The organism is Klebsiella sp. Q11 (genome assembly GCF_964241505.1).
GTDB lineage: Bacteria > Pseudomonadota > Gammaproteobacteria > Enterobacterales > Enterobacteriaceae > Klebsiella > Klebsiella michiganensis.
This window is the reverse complement of the sequence record NZ_CAXSXW010000009.1, coordinates 177392-196299: the sequence shown is the minus strand read 5'-3', so window position 1 is coordinate 196299 and position 18908 is coordinate 177392. Positions and strand designations below refer to the sequence as shown.

The 18908-nt window shown below is 54.7% G+C and carries 17 protein-coding genes and 1 pseudogene; 7 read left to right on the top strand and 11 right to left on the bottom strand.

The features are described 5' to 3' along the window. Nucleotides 1–39 precede the first annotated feature (39 nt). Together rsmI and ACESQ2_RS16840 are read left to right on the top strand one after the other, a co-directional pair. Nucleotides 40–903, top strand: a complete 864-nt coding sequence (gene rsmI, locus ACESQ2_RS16845; protein WP_014226964.1) for a 16S rRNA (cytidine(1402)-2'-O)-methyltransferase — start codon at nucleotides 40–42, stop codon at nucleotides 901–903. Nucleotides 904–907: 4 nt separating this feature from the next. Continuing rightward, nucleotides 908–1909: pseudogene (locus tag ACESQ2_RS16840) on the top strand (Fic family protein). Between the two features lie 64 nt (nucleotides 1910–1973). On the opposite strand, the gene ACESQ2_RS16835 reads toward ACESQ2_RS16840, so the two are convergent. From ACESQ2_RS16835 to ACESQ2_RS16790, 10 genes are all read right to left on the bottom strand, one after another. Continuing rightward, on the bottom strand, nucleotides 1974–2747 hold the full coding sequence (locus ACESQ2_RS16835) for a DeoR/GlpR family DNA-binding transcription regulator (protein WP_014226962.1): 774 nt from the start codon (nucleotides 2745–2747) through the stop codon (nucleotides 1974–1976). A 110-nt stretch (nucleotides 2748–2857) separates the two neighbouring features. Next, entirely contained in the window at nucleotides 2858–3901 is a 1044-nt protein-coding gene (gene gatD, locus ACESQ2_RS16830) for a galactitol-1-phosphate 5-dehydrogenase (protein WP_014226961.1), read from the bottom strand. A gap of 46 nt (nucleotides 3902–3947) precedes the next feature. Further along, a complete protein-coding gene (locus ACESQ2_RS16825) occupies nucleotides 3948–5321 on the bottom strand; it encodes a galactitol-specific PTS transporter subunit IIC (RefSeq protein ID WP_373170949.1) in 1374 nt (457 codons plus the stop codon). 5 nt (nucleotides 5322–5326) lie between these two features. Then, a complete protein-coding gene (gatB, locus tag ACESQ2_RS16820; protein ID WP_004106023.1) occupies nucleotides 5327–5611 on the bottom strand; it encodes a PTS galactitol transporter subunit IIB in 285 nt (94 codons plus the stop codon). A gap of 26 nt (nucleotides 5612–5637) precedes the next feature. Then, nucleotides 5638–6105, bottom strand: a complete 468-nt coding sequence (gatA, locus tag ACESQ2_RS16815; RefSeq protein WP_014226959.1) for a PTS galactitol transporter subunit IIA — start codon at nucleotides 6103–6105, stop codon at nucleotides 5638–5640. Nucleotides 6106–6119: 14 nt separating this feature from the next. Further along, nucleotides 6120–7391 (bottom strand): tagatose-bisphosphate aldolase subunit GatZ, encoded by a 1272-nt coding sequence (gene gatZ, locus ACESQ2_RS16810; RefSeq protein ID WP_373170947.1) that lies wholly within the window; start codon nucleotides 7389–7391, stop codon nucleotides 6120–6122. A 176-nt stretch (nucleotides 7392–7567) separates the two neighbouring features. Then, nucleotides 7568–8383 carry an HPr family phosphocarrier protein gene (locus ACESQ2_RS16805; RefSeq protein ID WP_049082258.1) on the bottom strand — a complete coding sequence of 272 codons (816 nt, stop codon included), beginning with the start codon at nucleotides 8381–8383 and terminating at the stop codon, nucleotides 7568–7570. A 10-nt stretch (nucleotides 8384–8393) separates the two neighbouring features. Beyond that, nucleotides 8394–9806, bottom strand: coding sequence for a PTS fructose transporter subunit IIC (locus tag ACESQ2_RS16800; RefSeq protein WP_032720221.1), 1413 nt, complete (start codon nucleotides 9804–9806; stop codon nucleotides 8394–8396). A 10-nt stretch (nucleotides 9807–9816) separates the two neighbouring features. Further along, nucleotides 9817–10731: a 1-phosphofructokinase gene (gene pfkB, locus ACESQ2_RS16795; protein ID WP_049078861.1), complete on the bottom strand. Its 915-nt coding sequence runs from the start codon at nucleotides 10729–10731 to the stop codon at nucleotides 9817–9819. A gap of 24 nt (nucleotides 10732–10755) precedes the next feature. Beyond that, nucleotides 10756–11610, bottom strand: a complete 855-nt coding sequence (locus ACESQ2_RS16790; protein WP_014839619.1) for a tagatose bisphosphate family class II aldolase — start codon at nucleotides 11608–11610, stop codon at nucleotides 10756–10758. 352 nt (nucleotides 11611–11962) lie between these two features. Here ACESQ2_RS16790 and ACESQ2_RS16785 point away from each other — a divergent pair, with 352 nt between their 5' ends. After that, nucleotides 11963–12757: a DeoR/GlpR family DNA-binding transcription regulator gene (locus ACESQ2_RS16785; RefSeq protein ID WP_162097181.1), complete on the top strand. Its 795-nt coding sequence runs from the start codon at nucleotides 11963–11965 to the stop codon at nucleotides 12755–12757. A gap of 10 nt (nucleotides 12758–12767) precedes the next feature. Further along, nucleotides 12768–13715 (top strand): sugar kinase, encoded by a 948-nt coding sequence (locus tag ACESQ2_RS16780; protein ID WP_014226952.1) that lies wholly within the window; start codon nucleotides 12768–12770, stop codon nucleotides 13713–13715. A gap of 50 nt (nucleotides 13716–13765) precedes the next feature. On the opposite strand, the gene garD is transcribed toward ACESQ2_RS16780, so the two are convergent. Further along, nucleotides 13766–15337, bottom strand: coding sequence for a galactarate dehydratase (gene garD / locus ACESQ2_RS16775; protein ID WP_025108326.1), 1572 nt, complete (start codon nucleotides 15335–15337; stop codon nucleotides 13766–13768). Nucleotides 15338–15855: 518 nt separating this feature from the next. Between garD and garP the strand changes: the two genes are divergently transcribed. Genes garP through garR form a run of 3 tightly spaced genes read left to right on the top strand, consistent with a single transcriptional unit; the run spans nucleotide 15856 to nucleotide 18908 of the window. Then, nucleotides 15856–17190 (top strand): galactarate/glucarate/glycerate transporter GarP, encoded by a 1335-nt coding sequence (gene garP, locus ACESQ2_RS16770; RefSeq protein WP_049078864.1) that lies wholly within the window; start codon nucleotides 15856–15858, stop codon nucleotides 17188–17190. Nucleotides 17191–17218: 28 nt separating this feature from the next. Further along, the gene (garL, locus tag ACESQ2_RS16765; RefSeq protein WP_049071564.1) at nucleotides 17219–17989 is read left to right on the top strand and encodes a 2-dehydro-3-deoxyglucarate aldolase; all 771 of its coding nucleotides are present in this window, start codon (nucleotides 17219–17221) and stop codon (nucleotides 17987–17989) included. A gap of 28 nt (nucleotides 17990–18017) precedes the next feature. Further along, on the top strand, nucleotides 18018–18908 hold the full coding sequence (gene garR / locus ACESQ2_RS16760) for a 2-hydroxy-3-oxopropionate reductase (RefSeq protein WP_004105999.1): 891 nt from the start codon (nucleotides 18018–18020) through the stop codon (nucleotides 18906–18908).

Sequence of the window (18908 nt, the reverse complement as noted above, 5' to 3'; positions counted from 1 at the left end):
CTCAATGCTCAATATTAATTCGGCAATACGGACGAGACAATGAAACAACACGAATCAGCAGATAATTCTCAGGGACAGCTCTATATTGTGCCCACTCCGATAGGGAATCTGTCTGATATCACGCAACGCGCGCTGGAAGTGTTGCAAGCCGTTGATTTAGTTGCAGCGGAAGATACCCGCCATACCGGTTTGCTACTGCAGCATTTTGCGATCAACGCCCGTTTATTCGCGCTTCATGACCACAACGAGCAGCAAAAGGCGGAAACGCTGGTCGCGAAGCTTAAAGCGGGGCAAAACATCGCGCTGGTTTCCGACGCCGGAACGCCGCTGATTAACGATCCCGGCTATCATCTGGTGCGCACCTGCCGTGAAGCTAATATTCGCGTGGTGCCTCTGCCCGGCCCCTGTGCGGCGATTGCGGCGCTGAGCGCGGCGGGTCTGCCTTCGGATCGCTTCTGCTATGAAGGCTTTTTGCCTGCCAAATCCAAAGGGCGTCGTGACACGCTGAAGGCGCTGGAAGAAGAGCCGCGGACGATTATTTTTTATGAGTCTACCCACCGCCTGCTGGAAAGCCTGGAGGATATCTGCGCTGTGCTGGGGGAGTCCCGCTACGTGGTGCTGGCGCGTGAGCTAACCAAAACCTGGGAATCGATTCACGGAGCGCCGATCGGCGAGCTGCTGGCATGGGTGAAAGAGGACGAAAATCGCCGTAAAGGCGAGATGGTGCTGATCGTAGAAGGTTTTAAAGCGCAGGAAGAGGCGCTGCCGGCGGTAGCGCTGCGTACGCTGGCCCTGCTGCAGGCTGAGCTGCCGCTGAAAAAAGCCGCCGCGCTGGCTGCGGAAATCCACGGCGTGAAGAAAAACGCCCTGTATAAGTATGCCCTGGAGCAGCAGGGAGACTAATCTCATGAGTCATTACCAGCCGCCGTTTAGCATTACTCCTGCCATTCTCAATCTGGTTGTTGAGATTGGTGAGCTGTTAGGGCACTGGTCAGCTCAAACGGGACGAGCCTCCCCCCTTCTGCGAAAAGAGAATCGTATTCGTACGATTCAGGCGTCTTTGGCGATAGAGCATAACAGCCTGAGTACCGATCAGGTCACTGCGCTAGTGGAGGGTAAACGTGTTCTTGCGCCAGCAAAAGATATTCAGGAAGTGAGAAACGCTCTTCTGGCATATGAAAAAATGCCTACATGGAAAAGCCACCGGTTAACCGATCTTTTGACCGCCCACCGGACGCTGATGATAGGGCTGGATGATAACCCCGGCCAGCTGCGTGACGGTGATTTAGGGATCTTCCGGGATACCAGACTGGTTCATATGGCTCCCCCCGCCTCTCAGGTCGAGCGTTTGATAAACGAGTTGCTGCTATGGCTGAAAGTCACTGACATTCATCCGCTTATCGCTGGAGCTGTCTTCCACTACGAATTTGAGTTTATCCATCCATTTGCCGATGGTAATGGCCGAATGGGACGCCTGTGGCAAACCTTAATTCTTAGCCAATGGCGCGCGGAGCTTGCCTGGCTACCAGTTGAAACGTTGATGCATTATCAGCAGGAGCGCTATTACCAGGTTTTAGGGATGTGTGATAGCCAGAGTGACAGCACGCCGTTTATTGAATTTATGCTGGAAAATATGGTTATCGCGTTGAAAGATGGCATGGGACAAACAGCTTCTCTGTCGGAAGAAATGTCGGAATAAATGTCGGAAGAAAAAGTGGAAATGCTGGCGGCCGTTGAGGAACGGATCCTCAAGCTTTTGTCTAAAGAACCCACGCGCACCGCGAAAGACATGGCTCAGGAAATAGATGTTTCTGCCAGAACCGTTGAGCGGTATCTGAAGACGCTGCAGCAAAAGGGAAGATTACAGCGGACCGGCGCAAAAAAAAGGGGAGCCTGGCGCATTCTTTAGCGGGTTATCAGCGTACAAAACGTGATGGTCAATAGGGCAGATGTCACCGCATCTGCCTTATTTTCTATACGATGTGTAACTCAATCCCGGTACTTTTTAATGCCTTCCGATGTTCTTCATTTATTTCGCTGTCGGTAATCACGCAGTTTATTTTCTCCATCGGTAGAACTTGATTGAACCCGCGGCGATTGAATTTGCTGGCGTCCAGCACGGCAATGACCTTATGTGCCGCGGCGGCCATGACGCCGCTGATGGAGTAACCTTCGTTGAAGGTGGTGATGCCGTTGGTGGTATCGATGCCGTCTGCGCCGACGAACATCAGATCGGCGCTGATGCCCTGAAGAGAACGTTCGGCGATGGTGCCGTGCATGGAGTGTGTTTTGTGGCGTACGGTGCCGCCGCAGACCACCAGGGTGATATCTTTGTTTTCGGATAGCGTAAACGCCGCGGGCAGGCTGTTGGTAATCACCGTGATATTGGTCATACGTACCAGCGCCTCGGCAATCAGTAGGGTAGTGCTGCCGCTATCCAGGATCACCGTCATGCCTTCGCTAATCATCGCCGCCGCGGCCTGGGCTATCCGTTTTTTCGGATCGCTGGCCAACTGATAACGATCTTCAAGCACCACTTCCAGATTATCTCCTTCGGTCAAATTGCTGCCGGGCCTTGCGGCACCGCCGTGAAAGCGGGTGAGTAACCCTTTTTCTTCCAGTAAACGGAGATCGGCCCGGATTGTCACTTCGGAGATGCCAAAGAGATTCGAAAGGTCCAGCACCAATACGCTACCCTGCGCATTGACCATTTCGACAATTTTATTCCTTCGCTCGAATGAGTTCATATTAATTTGCCTGATAATTAACTGATCTTAGTGTAATCGAAGGGTAATGAAAGTTGAACGATAATTTTCGAAAGGTTATGTGAGCCAGCTCTGATTGCTGGCTCAGTTGGTCAGGAGAGTTTAAGCAGGATTTTCCCCTGCATCGGCGCACCGTTGAGCGCCTGGACTTCGCGGGCAAAGCTTTCGGCATCGCCGATGTGGGTGATAAGCGGGGCAAGCTGAATGCGTTTTTCCGTCAGCAGGCGAACCGCCGTTTGCCACTCTTTTCCAGGCCACGGGCCCGAGTAGTTCATCCAGCTGCCGACAATAGTCAGCTCTTTTCGAAGAATCTGGCCAAAGGTGGCGAAAGGCAGCGTTAAGTCATGGTGCAAGGTACCCACCAGCGCCAGCTGCGCGCGCGGTCCGGCGACCTCAATGCCCAGCGCCACGGTTTGCGGCGTACCGGCGGTTTCCAGCACCAGCTGGTCGAACTGAATCTCTTCCAGCGCCGTTTGAATCTGTTTGCCGCTCATCTCCTTGCTGTTAAAGACGTGCGTTGCGCCGAGCGTTTTTGCCAGCGCCAGCTTCTGCGGGTTGATATCGATTGCCGTAATGCTTTTGGCGCCCAGTTCGCGGGCGCACTGCAACGCCAGCAAACCAATTGTGCCTGCGCCAATAATAATGACGTTTTTCCCTTCGCAGCCCTGAGCCAGATGGAAGGCGTGCAGGCCGACGGTCATCGGTTCAATAAACGCGCCGTCATCAATCGGCATCTGGTCCGGCAGACGGAACAGGTTGGCGCGTTTGACCACCACGTACTGCGCATTTCCGCCTTCGCTGCGCGAACCGACAAACTGGTACTGTTTGCAGAGAGAGAAGTATTCGCGCTGGCACTGGGGGCAGTTAAAACAGGGGAGCAGAGGCACGCAGGCTACCGCGTCGCCCGGCTGCAGGTCGGTCACCGCTGAGCCGTAAGATTCAACATAGCCGCTGAACTCATGACCCAGGGTGATGGGATAGTAGTGGGCGCCTTTGGCGAAGATGCGCGGAATATCGGAACCGCACAATCCGGAGCTGACGACTTTGACCAGGACATCGTTTTCCGTTTGTAGAGTCGGTATCGGGCGTTCTTCAACGCGCACTGTCCCCTCAGCATGGATAACCACTGATTGCATAATATTCTCCAGAAATGTCCGGGGGAGCGGATGCTCCCCCTTGAGATTAAGAAACGCCCGGGCTTTGTTGCGCGACGGCGGCTTTCTCTGCGGCGGCGAAGCTGCGCGCCCGACGCCACGTCAACAGCACGCCGGCAACATAGATGACGCCGATAACCACAAAACCCACCACGTTTTGCCAGGTGAAGAGCTGAATGAGCAGCCAGGTAACCGGTGAACCGCCCTGGTCCATAGAGGCCACAAGGCCGCCCGTCTTCAGAGCCCCGGCGTTAGCCGCCAGCTGGGTATGCAGGCCGATGGTCTGCGTCGCAATCCATAGCGTGATCCCCATCAGGATGATCCCGGAAATCAGCGTGCGGAACAGGTTCCCCTGGTGTACCGCCACCGCCATGGCGACAAAGAATCCAATGGTCGCGAGATCGCCGAACGGCAGGACCTGGTTGCCCGGCACCACAACCGCGATCAGAATAGTGAGCGGAATAAAGATCAGGCTGGCCGATACGACCGATGTATGGCCAAGCAGCAGCGCCGGATCGAGGCCAATCAGGAAATCCTGGCCGCCGAATTTCGCCTGCAGACGTTTACGCGCCTGTTTGGCAATCGGGTTCAGGCCATCCATGATAGGTTTGATAACGCGCGGCATCAGCAGCATGACGGCCGCGGTTTTGACCGCCAGCTGGAGGATGCCCTTCAGGTCGTAGCCCGCCAGCGCGCCGATAACCAGACCCATCACAAAACCGACGGTGACCGGTTCGCCAAACGGACCGAAGCGTTTCTGGATGTCGTCAGCGCTGAAGTGGATGCGGTTCAGGCCGGGAATTTTTTCGATAATCGTATCGACCAGCACCGCTATCGGCCCTAAATACGCCGAGCTACCGTGCGGAATAGCAATACCATCGAGGCTGAAAAAGTCGCGGGTATCCTTCGCAAACCAGTCGCCGAGCTTGTAGACGAAAGCCGCATGCACCACTACGCCAAGAATCCCAATCCAGTAAGAACCGGTCGCGATATGCAGCATTGCGCCGGTAAAGGTCATATGCCAGATGTTCCAGATGTCGACGTTCACGACGCGAGTCATTCGGGTGACCAGCATGAAGATGTTGACCGCGATGGCGATGGGAATCGCCACCAGCGCGATTTGCGATGCCCAGGTCATCGGCGACGACCCCGGCCAGCCAATATCAATCACGTGCAGGTTAATCTGGAAATGCTCCGCCATCGCTTTCGCCGCCGGGCCGATAGAGTCGAGCATCAGGCCGATGACCAGGCCGATACCGACGAAACCAATCCCGATGTGCAGGCCTGATTTAAAACAGTCCCCGAGCTTCATCCCCAGTATTTTGGAGAAGATGATGATCACGATCGGCAGCATCACCGTTGGACCAAGGTCGAGGATATAACGCATGATTTCGCTAAACATGGGCGTTACTCCGTCAGGATGTTCAGGATTTTTTGCTGCAGTTCTTCAATGCCTACGCCAGAAATGAAAGGCATACCGTGAACCACCGGAATGTCGCCAAAGGTTCTGTCAACCCGGGCGGTGGTGCAGATGAGGTGCGCGCCGTCCATATAGGTTTCGATTTCATTCACCCGACACTGCACCAGGTCCAGCTCGATGCTGTGGTCCGCGCACAGATCTTTGATCTCTTCTGCAGCCATGGTCGAGGTGGCGACAGCGCCGCCACAGGCGACGATTACTTTACGTTTCATAGGGTACCCCTTTTATTATCAGTCTGTTATAAAGCCTGAGCGCTGGGCTCTGACTCAAGGATAGAGTGCCGAAACAGCTCGGGCAGCTGCTCCTGTGAGGCAGCCAGCAATGCTTCAAGCGTGTTCGGGTTCTGTAGCTCACTAAATAACCGGCGCAGCAGCTGTAGCTGTGCAGTCGGATTTTCTACAATCAGCGCGATGATTAACGAAACGTCGATTTCGCCGTCGTCGTCAGCACGCTGAAAAGGGACCGGGTTGTCCGGGCGAATCAGGTAGATAGCCGGAGACTTCGCATGTACCGCCTCGCAGTGGGGAATCGCGACCGCGTGCTGCTCCAGCGCAATGCCGGTGGGGAAAGTTGCTTCTCGTTCGAGCAGCGCCAGTGGATAGCTGTCGTGCACAACGCCGCGCGCCAGCATCTCTTCGCCAATGTGCTCCAGCGCCTGCCGGCTGGAACTAAAATGAATGCCGGTACGAACAAACAATTGACTCATAAATCCTCTTTACTTCAGGCGATTTCGGATGAACAGCCGTAACGGTAGGCACGCAGCACATCCTGAATTTTGTCGAGGATGAGGTCGTGCGGCACGGCGGCGAGTTCGTTTAACGACAGTCGTTCAAACTGCACGGGCATATACTGGCTGATAAGGCCCAGCGGCAGCTTAGTTTCGGTCAGGTTTGCAATTAACTTTTCCACGCTCTGGCGAATACGCGGATGCGGCCAGTAGTAGCGAATGCGATCGGACAGGCTGAAGTGGATATCCACCATTGCCTGGCTCCAGGTCGGGCGGTAGTACTTCTTCCAGTAGCCCGGCTCGTTAAGCATTACTTCATCAATCACTTCCATCACGCGGCTGCGGGATTCCGGAGCGACCAGCTCATTTTCCATTTGCGCGAGGGCAAAAATGGCTTCGCGCAGCGCGAAGGTTAGCGCCGGGCCAACTTTCAGGATGGCGTAATGGTCGCGCACCAGCGCCCGATATGCCTGACGAGACTGGTAATCAGTCGAGTGCGCTTCATAGACCATCGGCGTGCCTTCGATCCACGCGGAGAGCGCTTTGGCGGCCTCCGGCTGGTAATGAATAATTTGCGTATGGTCGAACTCAACGCCGGGCTGCACCACGATAGCAATGACGCGTTCCAGCGCTGCGTTAAGACCCAGCCTGCGGAAGGCGGCTTCATGGGTTTCCAGCGTTGCCGCCGCATCCTGGGCGCGGGTCACGTGGACGCTGCCGATGGTGCTGGCTTCGCCGCCGGGAACCGGAACTTCGGTGCCGATGACGTAGGTCAGATGGCGTTTCTGCGCGTCGGTTGCCGTCTCTTCCGCGGCCTGGCACAGGCGAGCGGCACGTTCGGCGACGACGGCCGGGTCCAGCGGTACCGGATCGTCAGCGCAGGACATTGAGGCATCGAGATGGATTTTGCTGAAGCCCGCGGCGACGTAGGCTTTAATCAGATCGACCGATTTTTCCATCGCTTCGGCGGCGGGTTCGCCCTGCCAGCAGTTCGGCCCGAGATGATCGCCGCCAAGGATGATGCGCTCTGACGGGAAACCGACTTCGCGGGCAATTTTATTCACGAAATCACGGAAGTCCGCAGGCTGCATTCCGGTGTAGCCGCCAAACTGGTTAACCTGATTAGAGGTTGCTTCGATAAGAACCTTGTTGTTGGTATGCAGATCGAAACGTAACGCGGCTTCGATAACCAGCGGATGCGCGGAACAAACTGAGCAGATGCCGATGTGTTCGCCAGCTTTGTGGCGGGAAATAATATCTTTCATTTAAAACCTCCGTTTTCTTTCGAATATATTCGTTATGTTTTGTTTTGCCCGCAAACTCCTTTGTTTTGATTTGTGATCAATCTCGAAAAAAAGAAAGATAAAACGTAATGTTACGAAAGTTAAAGATAAAAAAACGCTCTGGCGATGACGGCAGAGCGTTTTTAATTTATTGAAATTTAACTAAATATTCGTGAAATCCAGCTCCGTTTAGGCTTTTCTGCTGGCTGAACGACCTGCTGCGGTTGAGCGGCAATTTCGCCTAATCCGGCATTAAAGGCCGTACCGATAGCCTCCAGCGCCTGATGGGCATCTTCCCCGCTGGCCATAAAGTGCAGCCGATGTCCCTGTTTTGCGCCGAGAGAAACCACCCGCATCAGATTTTTGGCGTCAACAATAGCGGAACGGGTGTCGAGATTTTCCACCCGAATTTGCGATCGCCACTGCTTCACCGCTTTCACCAGTACAGCGCTTGGCCGCGCGTGCAGTCCGTGGGGATTGCGCAGGGTAAAAGTCGCCTCTTCATCGAACGCCGGGGGCGGTTCAATCTCTTCCCCTTCGGCCGGGAAGATATTGCCGGCCAGAATCTCCAGCACCGCCTGCGGACTCTCAGCGCGCGATAGCGCTGCAGGTACGCGTTCGTCGCTCAGGGCGTGGGTAAGCTGGCGAAGAATATCAAGGTGTTCGTTGTTCTGCGCGGCGATCCCCACAATCAGATAAGCCGCTTGTTCTTCTCCCCAATCCACCCCCTGCGGGCAGGCCAGTACTTTGACACCGGTTTTCAGTACCGCATCGCGGCTCTGCGGCGTGCCGTGAGGAATGGCAATACCGTTGCCAAGGTACGTGCTGATTTGCCCTTCGCGTTCGCGCATGCCGTTCAGATAAGCGGGCGTGGTATGCCCGGCTTCGGTTAATCTGCCAACGACGCGTTGCAGCGCTTCATCTTTCGTTTTGATCGCGCGATCGAAATGGATATCTGCGCAAGTCAGTTGCATAAATAGCTCCTTATTTAATGGCACCGGCAAGCGTCGCTGCTTCCTGGGTCCGTTTTTGCCATAGCCTCCAGCATCCCAGCATGACCGCGCCGCAGGCGGAACCGGCGAGAATACACAGCACCCACATTAGCGGTTTACTTACCAGCGGCAGGATAAGGAAGCCGCCGTGCGGAGCAGGAACCTGGATTTGCAGGCTATAGCTGAGAACCGCAGAGATGGAAGAGGCGATCATCATCATGGGGATGACGCGTAAAGGATCTTTCGCGGCGAACGGAATAGCGCCTTCAGTAATATGGGTGCAGCCGAGGATATAGTTGACCATCCCGGCGGCGCGCTCTTCTTCACTGAAGCCTTTCGGGAAGAAGGTTGTCGCCAGCGCGATAACCAGCGGCGGCGTAATGCAGGCGGCGGAAACCCCGGCCATAAAGAAGTAGTTCCCCTGGCCAAGCAGCAGCGTACCGGTGACGTAGGCGGCTTTATTCACCGGACCGCCGAAGTCGAAGGAGCACATCGCGCCTACCACAATACCCAGCAGAATCGGGTTTGCTTCCTGTAATGAACTCAGCCAGTTCATCATTGCGTTGTTGATGGCGGCGACAGGTTGACCCAGCAGCACCATCATCACGCCTATTACCAGCACGCCAACGAGCGGCATAATGAAGATCGATTTCAGCCCTTCATACTGACGCGGCAGGCCGTTGAGCATATTGCGGATCAGCAACATAAAATAACCGGCGGCGAAACCAGCGATAATCCCGCCGAGAAAGCCTGCGCCGGTCGCGTTGGCCAGTAAGCCGCCGACGAAGCCCGCAACCATACCGGGGCGGCCGGAAATAGACCAGGCGATATAAGCGGTAAAAATCGGCACCATGATTGAGAAGGCCTGCTGGCCTACTTTCATCAGCGTCGCGGCAATAACGTTATACTGCGGCGAGTTCGGATCGGCTGAGTAGATACCCCACAGGAAGGAGATGGCAATTAAAATCCCCCCGGCGACCACAAACGGCAGCATGTTGGATACGCCGCTCATCAGGTGCTTATAAACCTGGCGTCCGAAAGACTCTTGCGCGTATTTCTCCGGTGACTCCGGCGAGGAAGAAATACCCTGACGGCGCGACGCCTGGCCGCCGATCACTTTATTAATTAAATCGACCGGATGATGAATGGCTTCTTTAACCGGAACCTCAATGACCGGCAGACCATTAAATCGCTCGGCGTTAACGTCTTTATCGGCGGCAATAATTACACCATAAATATCTTCTAAATCCGCGGGGGTAATGGCATTTTCAACGCCGGAAGCTCCGTTGGTTTCCACTTTAATGTCGACATTTAATTTCTTCGCTGCGGTTTTTAAGGCTTCTTCAGCCATAAAAGTATGCGCAATACCCGTAGGGCAGCCGGTAACTGCAATAATTTTTTTCATAATCGGACCTTTATAATTGAACGACCTGAATTTGCTGTAATAATTCTTCTGTGCGTTGTAAATTTCCTAATCCGGCGGAACCGGCGACGTCGGCGCCGGTCGCGCTGGCTAGTGCCAGGGCGTGAGCGACATCGTCTTCGTTAATCCATTTACTGAGAAAGGCGCCCAGCGCGGCGTCGCCGGCGCAGGCGGAGCTGACCAGGTCAATTTTCGGTGCGGAGCAAAACCACACGCTTGCGCCATCGGAAAAGTAAAGGCCCTCCGCGCCCATCGTCAGCAGCACGTTGCGAGCGCCCAACTGATGCAGGGTACGCATAGCTTCGCGTACCTGCTGATGGTTGCTGACGTCGAGACCAAATATTTCCCGCAGCTCGTCATCGTTGGGTTTGATCAACAATGGCCGTAATTCCAGCAGCTGGCGCAGAACCGGATGGCTGATATCGAGGATAACCTCGCAGCCTTTCTGCTGACATAATTCAATGATCTCGCTATAGAACCGGCTTTCAATTCCCGGCGGCAGGCTGCCGCTGATCGCTAAATAATCCCCGGAGGTGACGCATTGCAGATGATGAATAACCTGCTGTTTACACTCGTCATCAATTTTTGCACCGGGGTTAACGAGCTTATATTCCTCTGCGCCGTCATTTATAAAAATATTAATTCGGGTTGGCTCAGATACCCATGTCGGCGTCACTTTAATTTTTTTCTGACGTAACTCTTCCACGATATAACGGCCAGTGAAACCACCGAAAATACCCATAATGTGAGTGGGTTGCTGATAGTGATTTAATATCAGCGAAACGTTCACTCCTTTGCCATTCGGGCAATATTCGGTGTGCCGGGTTCGGTTCACTGCCGACGGCTTCAGCGGATCGCAAAAGATATTCATATCGATTGCCGTATTGAGTGTCAGGGTATGGATCACGACATTGCTCCTTCGATCCGAAAATTACAGTTGTCCTTCACAGCCACAAACGTGAATGACTTTGCGTACGATATCCTTCATCGCCGCTTTGGCCGGTTTCATGTAATGACGCGGATCGTTAGCGTCCGGATTTTCCTCGAAGTACTGCTTCAGGGCATCGGAGAACGCGATTTTCAGCTCGGTAGCGACGTTGACTTTGCACACGCCCAGAGAGATTGCCCGGCGGATATCGCTATCGGCCAGCCCGGATGCGCCATGAAGAACCAGAGGGACGTCAACGCGATCGCGAATGGCGGCGAGGCGCTCAAAATCGAGTTTGGGTTCTGCGGCGTACATGCCGTGCGCCGTACCGATAGCCACCGCCAGCGAGTCGATGCCGGTGCGGGTGACAAATTCGCGCGCCTGTTCCGGGTTGGTATACAGCGCATCTTTTGCATCGACCACCAAATCATCCTCCACGCCGCCCAGACGGCCGAGTTCGGCTTCAACGCTGGCATCATAGCGATGGCTCAGTTCAACCACGCTCTTGACTAACGCGACGTTTTCTTCAAAAGGCGAGTGTGAACCATCGATCATGACCGAGCGGATACCGGCCTGCACTTTATGCGTGATATCGGTCAGATCTTCATGGTGATCGAGGTGGACCGCTAAGGGAAGATCCCAGTATTTAGCCAGATCGCGAGCGATCGCCACCACGTTCCCGGTTCCTGCATAGCTATAAGTTCCCGGGGTGCCGGCAAGGATCAGCGGAGAACGCAGTTCGGCGGCGGTTTCTACCACCACCTGCATCGTTTCCAGGTTGTGGATATTAAAGGCGGGAACGGCATAGCCGTGGCGCTGAGCTTTCAACAGCATGTTTTTACTCGAAATAATGTACATTCGTTCTCCTTTACTTTCATGTTGTAAGTGTTTTTGTGTTTTGAGTCTTCATTTTGAAAGTAATGTAGCGATCGTCTCGACGTATTGTTGTGATCAATCGCACACAACAGTGATGTAATTTTAAAAACGAAAGTTATATAGTCTTGTTTGTTTTCTTTTTTAAAAGTATCTTAAATGACGATGTTTTATGTAACTTACTGAATTAAATGTTTTTAAATCGATGTGAAACAGGTATGCAAGGCCTTGCGTTTGACAATGCAGCGGGGAAATTTAAAAATGAAAGTTATTCTGGGAGAAAATAAGAAGGCACAACACTGTGGCAAAACCGTCTACAAGTCTGCTGAAAAGGCGCCTGGACATCGCGGAGATCGTGCGCAAGAACGGAGAGATCAAAGTCGACGATCTGGCTGAAATGCTGGCTGTATCTGGGGTAACGATCCGTAATGACCTGAACTACCTTGAACAGCAGGGCTACCTTAAGCGCTCGTTTGGCGGCGCAATTTACACTTCCCAGGCCGGCGCTCCGGTCGCCCTGGCTCAGGAAGCCCCGGTTGCCACGGACAAAGCGCTGGAGACCGAAATGGCGCGCCAGATCGCTGCGCAGATCGAAGATAGCGAAACGCTGTTCCTGGGGCAGGGATCAATCTTACGCAAAGTGATCCCTTTCCTTGCCGGTTATGACGAGCTCTGCCTGCTATTAAACGACCTGGCGCATGTGCCGCTGGCGCAGGAGTTCCTGAATGGAGAAACCGTGCTGCTCGGCGGTGTGTTGGGGAGTAGCGGCAAAATAGTCGAAGGCGATCTGGCGCTGAGCGCGCTGGGTCATTATCGTCCCTCGCGAGCGCTGATCGCTGTCGACCACATTGCTGAAGATGGCACCTTAAGCGTCAGACAGGAAGCCAGCGCCCGCCTGCTGAGCGAAGCGGTGGCGCAAAGTGAGAGGGCGATTGCGGTCGTCGCGCATCGTCCGGTGTATGGCGACAAGCGCTACCCGATTGGCGATTTGCAGCAAATTAGCGGCATCGTGACGCCGCAGATTGTCGCCGCGGAGTATCATGCCCGCCTTCTCGCCGCTGGCCTGACTAACAGCTATACCAATAACGAGTGCCTGACATGGCTCAACCCTGCTTTGCAAAAGGCAAAGTAAAGGAGCGATGATGAATGTGACCATTTGCACCATCGGCGAACTACTGGTGGAGTTTCTGGCAAAAGAAGAGAACCAGGGCTTTTCGCGCCCGGGAGAGTTTTGGGGGCCATATCCCAGCGGCGCGCCGGCAATTTTCGCCGATCAGGTGGCAAAGCTGGGGTTAGGGTCGGTGCTTTTTAGCTGCGTTGGCAACGATGCGTTTGGTGAAATGAATATCGCGCGGCTGGAAAGCGACGGCGTGAATATTAATGGCATCGCCATACTGCAAAAGGCGACCACCGGCAGCGCTTTTGTGAGCTACCGCAGCCAGGCGCAGCGCGATTTTATTTTTAATATGCCGAACAGCGCCTGCGGCCTGCTAACCGCTGACCATATTGACGATACTCTGCTTAGCCAGTGCAACCATTTTCACATTATGGGCTCTTCGCTGTTTTCGTTTCGCATGATCGACGCGATGCGTAAAGCGATTGAAAATATCAAAGCGCGCAACGGCACGGTTTCGTTCGATCCGAATATCCGTAAAGAGATGCTTAATATCCCTGAAATGTCGCAGGCCTTTGAGTATATCCTTGATTACACCGATATCTTTTTGCCCAGCGATGGCGAACTGGATTACTTTGGCCTCAACCCGGGGCGCGATGAACAGGTGCTGGTGGATAAGCTTTTAAAGCGCGGCGTTAAGCACGTGGTGATTAAACGCGGCCCGCGCGGAGCGAGCTATTTCAGCGCCCGGGAAATGCATCATGTTGCCGGTTTTCATGTCCCGGTCGTGGACCCAACGGGAGCTGGCGACTGCTTCGGTGCGACCTTTGTCAGCCTGTTCCTGTCCGGCGCATCGCCGCAGGAGGCACTGAGATGGGCCAACGCCAGCGGCTCTCTGGCGATTTCCCGCCGTGGCCCGATGGAGGGAACGTCCACGAAGGCGCAGATAGAGGCCTTTCTTAACGCGCATCAATAGCAGAGGTATCCCGCCCGAAGCATCACGAGCGGGATAAATTGCTGATTCGATCATGTCACCGGCGCCGGGTTAAACACCGCCAGCTGATTGTGCAATCCCCACTGATCCGAGAAGGTCTTCTTGCGGCCGCTGGCGACATCAAGAATAAATTCAAACAGCTTCAGCCCTACCTCTTCGATGGTTTCTTCTCCGGTGGCGATGGTTCCCGCGTTGATATCCATTAAGTCATACCAGCGGTTTGCCAGCTCGGTACGCGTCGCCATTTTTATGACCGGCACGGCGACCAGGCCGTACGGCGTACCGCGACCGGTAGTAAAGACCTGCACCGTGATCCCGGAAGCTACCTGCTGAGTACCGCAGACAAAGTCGCTCGCCGGCGTCGCGGCGTAAATCAGCCCGCGTTTGGTCGGGCGCTGCCCCGGAGAGAGCACTTCGGCAATCGCGCTCTTCCCGGATTTAGCGATAGAGCCCAGCGCTTTCTCAACGACGTTCGCCAGGCCGCCTTTCTTGTTGCCCGGGGAGGGGTTGGCGCTGCGGTCGGTTTTGCCCATATCGAGATAGTTATCGTACCAGGCCATCTCCTCCAGCAGGCGTTTTCCGACTTCTTCGTTGATGGCGCGCGGCGTCAGCAAATGGATCGCATCGCGCACTTCGGTGACTTCCGAGAACATAACGGTCGCCCCGCAGCGCACCAGCAGATCGGACGCGTAGCCCACCGCCGGGTTGGCGGTGACGCCAGAAAACGCATCGCTGCCGCCGCACTGCATACCGACAACCAGCTCGGAGGCCGGGCAGGTTTCACGCCGGCGCTGGTTCAGCTTCTCCAGGTGGCGCTCGGCGACCTGCAGAATGTCATCCACCATGGATTTAAAACCGACGTGCTTCTCATCCTGCAGGCTGACGATGCTGGCGCTATCCACGGGGATGCTTTTCACATCGTCGGTGCCTTCCAGCAGGCGCTCCGGCTGCAGTTTTTCGCAGCCAAGGCCAATCACCATCACTTCGCCGCCGAAGTTTGGATTGAGCGCCAGGTTATGAATGGTGCGGATCGGGACGACCGCCGCCGGAGCGTTAATCGCCACGCCGCAGCCATACAGGTGGTTCAGACCCACAACGCCATCGACGTTGGGATACTTCGGCAGCAGATCGCGTTCGATAATTTTCACCACATAATCGACGACGCCCGCCACGCAGTGCACGCTGGTGCTAATGCCGAGCAGGTTTTTGGTGCCCACGCTACCGTCGGCGTTGCGATAGCCTTCGAAGGTATAGCCTTCCAGCGGCGGCAGCGGCGCCGGGACTTTGGTCGCCAGCGGTAGGGTATGCAGCGGCGGCGCTTTCGGTAGTTCGACCAGCGATTCGTCAATCCAGCTGCCCTGCGGAATATCGCGTACCGCATAGCCAATCACTTCGCCATAGCGGATGATTTCACCGTGGACGGGAATATCGACCAGCGCGACTTTATGGCCTTGCGGGATATGTTCAACGAGCGTGAGCCCGTCAGGGAAACGCGTTCCGGCCTTTAAACCTCGATCGTTAACAATAATCGCCACGTTATCCGTTTCGTGTACTTTTATATAAAACGCCGTTGGCGATTCTTGTCTAATTTCAATATCAGCCATTGTCCAGTATTCTCCAGCAAGGTGCGAATAATAAAATAAAACGTTTATACCCGTCATATTTCAAGCTGCATGTGCGTTGGCTTTCCTCGCTCACCTCAGTCACTTACTTTAGTAAGCTCCTGGGGATTCCCTGCGCTGCCGCCGTCATGCAACTCGAAATATTTAGGGTATATTCAATTTCTGATGTGCAAATTTGTGAAATAGAGAATGTCAGGTGTTTGAATCTGAAAATGTGATCTAAATCACCCATTGCTGCGCGGGCGAATACGTTAAAGAGGGAAATCGCTGGAACTGTGGAACAGCGCCCACTGATTATTGCATTTGCACAACAATAACGATTATTAAACGCCATTTACAGGTTATATGCACAGTGTTTAACGCTCGCAAGCTGATTATACTGAGTCATGCTTGCAATGCGCCGGATAAGTAAATCGATACCTCCTGATATTGATTTCTGAATAATGAAGAATCACGCCAAAATAAATAATGGAAGGTGTGTTGTACCTGAGGAATATTAGATGAGTCTGGATGCAACGATAGAACAGAAAAGGGAAGTGCCAACTCGATATTTAATTCTGTTGATCATTTTCATTGTTACCGCCGTTAACTATGCCGACCGGGCGACGCTCTCGATCGCCGGTACAGAGGTGGCGAAAGAGCTGCAGCTGAGCGCGGTCTCGATGGGCTATATTTTCTCCGCTTTCGGCTGGGCCTACCTGCTGATGCAGATCCCCGGCGGCTGGCTGCTCGATAAATTTGGCTCGAAGAAAGTCTACTCTTACAGCCTGTTCTTCTGGTCGCTGTTTACCTTCCTGCAAGGCTTTGTGGATATGTTTCCACTGGCGTGGGCGGGTATCTCAATGTTTTTTATGCGCTTTATGCTGGGTTTCTCTGAAGCGCCATCTTTCCCGGCAAACGCCCGTATCGTCGCGGCGTGGTTTCCGACGAAAGAGCGCGGGACCGCATCTGCGATCTTTAACTCCGCGCAGTATTTCTCCCTGGCGCTGTTCTCGCCGCTGCTGGGCTGGCTGACCTTTGCCTGGGGTTGGGAGCACGTCTTCACCGTCATGGGCGTGATTGGCTTTGTGCTGACCGGCCTGTGGGTAAAACTGATCCATAACCCCACCGACCATCCGCGCATGACGCAGGAGGAGCTTAAGTTTATCTCCGAGAACGGCGCCGTCGTTGATATGGACCATAAAAAGCCCGGCAGCGCGGCGGCCAGCGGCCCGAAGCTTCACTATATCAAGCAGCTGTTGACCAACCGCATGATGCTGGGCGTATTCTTCGGCCAATATTTTATCAATACCATCACCTGGTTCTTCCTCACCTGGTTCCCGATTTATCTGGTGCAGGAAAAGGGCATGTCGATTCTGAAAGTGGGTCTGGTCGCATCGATTCCGGCGCTGTGCGGTTTTGCCGGCGGCGTGCTGGGCGGGGTGTTCTCCGACTATCTGATTAAACGCGGTTTTTCCATCACCGTGGCGCGTAAGCTGCCGATCGTCCTCGGAATGCTGCTGGCTTCCACCATCATTCTGTGTAACTACACCGATAACACCGCGCTGGTGGTGACCCTGATGGCGCTGGCTTTCTTCGGTAAAGGGTTCGGCGCGCTGGGCTGGCCGGTGATTTCCGATACCGCGCCGAAAGAGATTGTCGGCCTGTGCGGCGGCGTCTTTAACGTATTTGGTAACGTCGCTTCCATCGTAACCCCGCTGGTTATCGGTTACCTGGTGAGCGAGCTGCACTCATTCAACGCAGCGCTGGTCTTCGTCGGATGCTCAGCCCTGATGGCGATGGTTTGCTATCTGTTTGTGGTCGGCGACATCAAACGCATGGAACTGCAGAAATAATTAACGGTTAAGTGACAAGGTATAAACGATGAACAACGATATCTTCCCGAACAAATTTAAGGCGGCCCTGGCGGCGCATCAGGTTCAGATTGGCTGCTGGTCCGCGCTGGCGAGCCCAATTAGCACCGAAGTTTTAGGTCTGGCAGGTTTCGACTGGTTGGTTCTGGATGGCGAACATGCGCCGAACGACATCTCAACCTTTATCCCGCAGCTGATGGCGCTGAAAGGCAGCGCCAGCGCGCCGGTCGTTCGCGTACCGACCAATGAGCCGGTGATTATTAAGCGTCTGCTGGATATCGGTTTTTATAACTTCCTGATTCCGTTTGTCGAAACGGAAGAGCAGGCGGTTAACGCCGTCGCCTCAACCCGCTATCCGCCAGAAGGCATTCGCGGTGTATCCGTCTCGCACCGCGCCAATATGTTTGGCACCGTGCCGGATTACTTCGCGCAGTCGAACAACAACATCACCATCCTCGTGCAAATCGAGAGCCAGCAGGGCGTGGATAACGTTGATGCGATAGCCGCCACGACGGGCGTTGACGGTATTTTTGTTGGCCCAAGCGATCTGGCCGCTGCGCTGGGCCATCTGGGCAATGCTTCCCATCCGGAAGTGCAGAAAGCTATCCAGCACATTTTTGCCAGCGCGAAAAAGCACGGTAAGCCGAGCGGCATTCTGGCGCCGGTTGAAGCCGACGCGCGCCGCTATCTGGAATGGGGCGCGACCTTTGTTGCCGTCGGCAGCGACCTGGGCGTTTTCCGTTCTTCCACGCAGAAGCTGGCTGACTCCTTTAAGAAATAACCACCACCGAAACTAGAGAGATAAAGACATGACAATGAAAGTTGGTTTTATTGGCCTCGGTATCATGGGTAAACCAATGAGTAAAAACCTCCTCAAGGCAGGTTACTCGTTGGTGGTTGCTGACCGTAACCCGGAAGCGATTGCCGAAGTGATTGCCGCAGGCGCAGAAACCGCCGCGTCAGCGAAAGCGATTGCCGAGCAGTGCGATGTGATCATCACCATGCTGCCGAACTCCCCGCACGTGAAAGAGGTGGCGTTGGGTGAAGGCGGCATTATTGAAGGCGCGAAGCCGGGCACCGTGCTGATCGATATGAGCTCCATCGCGCCGCTGGCGAGCCGCGAAATCAGCGAAGCGCTGAAAGCGAAAGGCGTCGATATGCTGGATGCGCCGGTCAGCGGCGGCGAACCGAAGGCCATCGACGGTACGCTGTCGGTGATGGTGGGCGGTGATAAAGCGATTTTCGACAAATATTACGATCTGCTGAAAGCGATGGCGGGTTCGGTGGTGCATACCGGCGAGATCGGCGCGGGCAACGTGACCAAGCTGGCCAACCAGGTGATCGTGGCGCTGAACATTGCGGCGATGTCCGAAGCGCTGACGCTGGCGACCAAAGCGGGCGTGAACCCGGATCTGGTATATCAGGCGATCCGCGGCGGGCTGGCCGGAAGTACCGTACTGGATGCCAAAGCGCCAATGGTGATGGACCGCAACTTCAAGCCGGGTTTCCGTATCGATCTGCATATCAAAGATCTGGCGAATGCGCTGGACACTTCTCACGGCGTGGGCGCCCAGCTGCCGCTGACCGCCGCGGTGATGGAGATGATGCAGGCGCTGCGCGCCGACGGTTTGGGTACCGCCGACCACAGCGCGCTTGCATGCTACTACGAAAAACTGGCGAAAGTGGAAGTCACTCGCTAA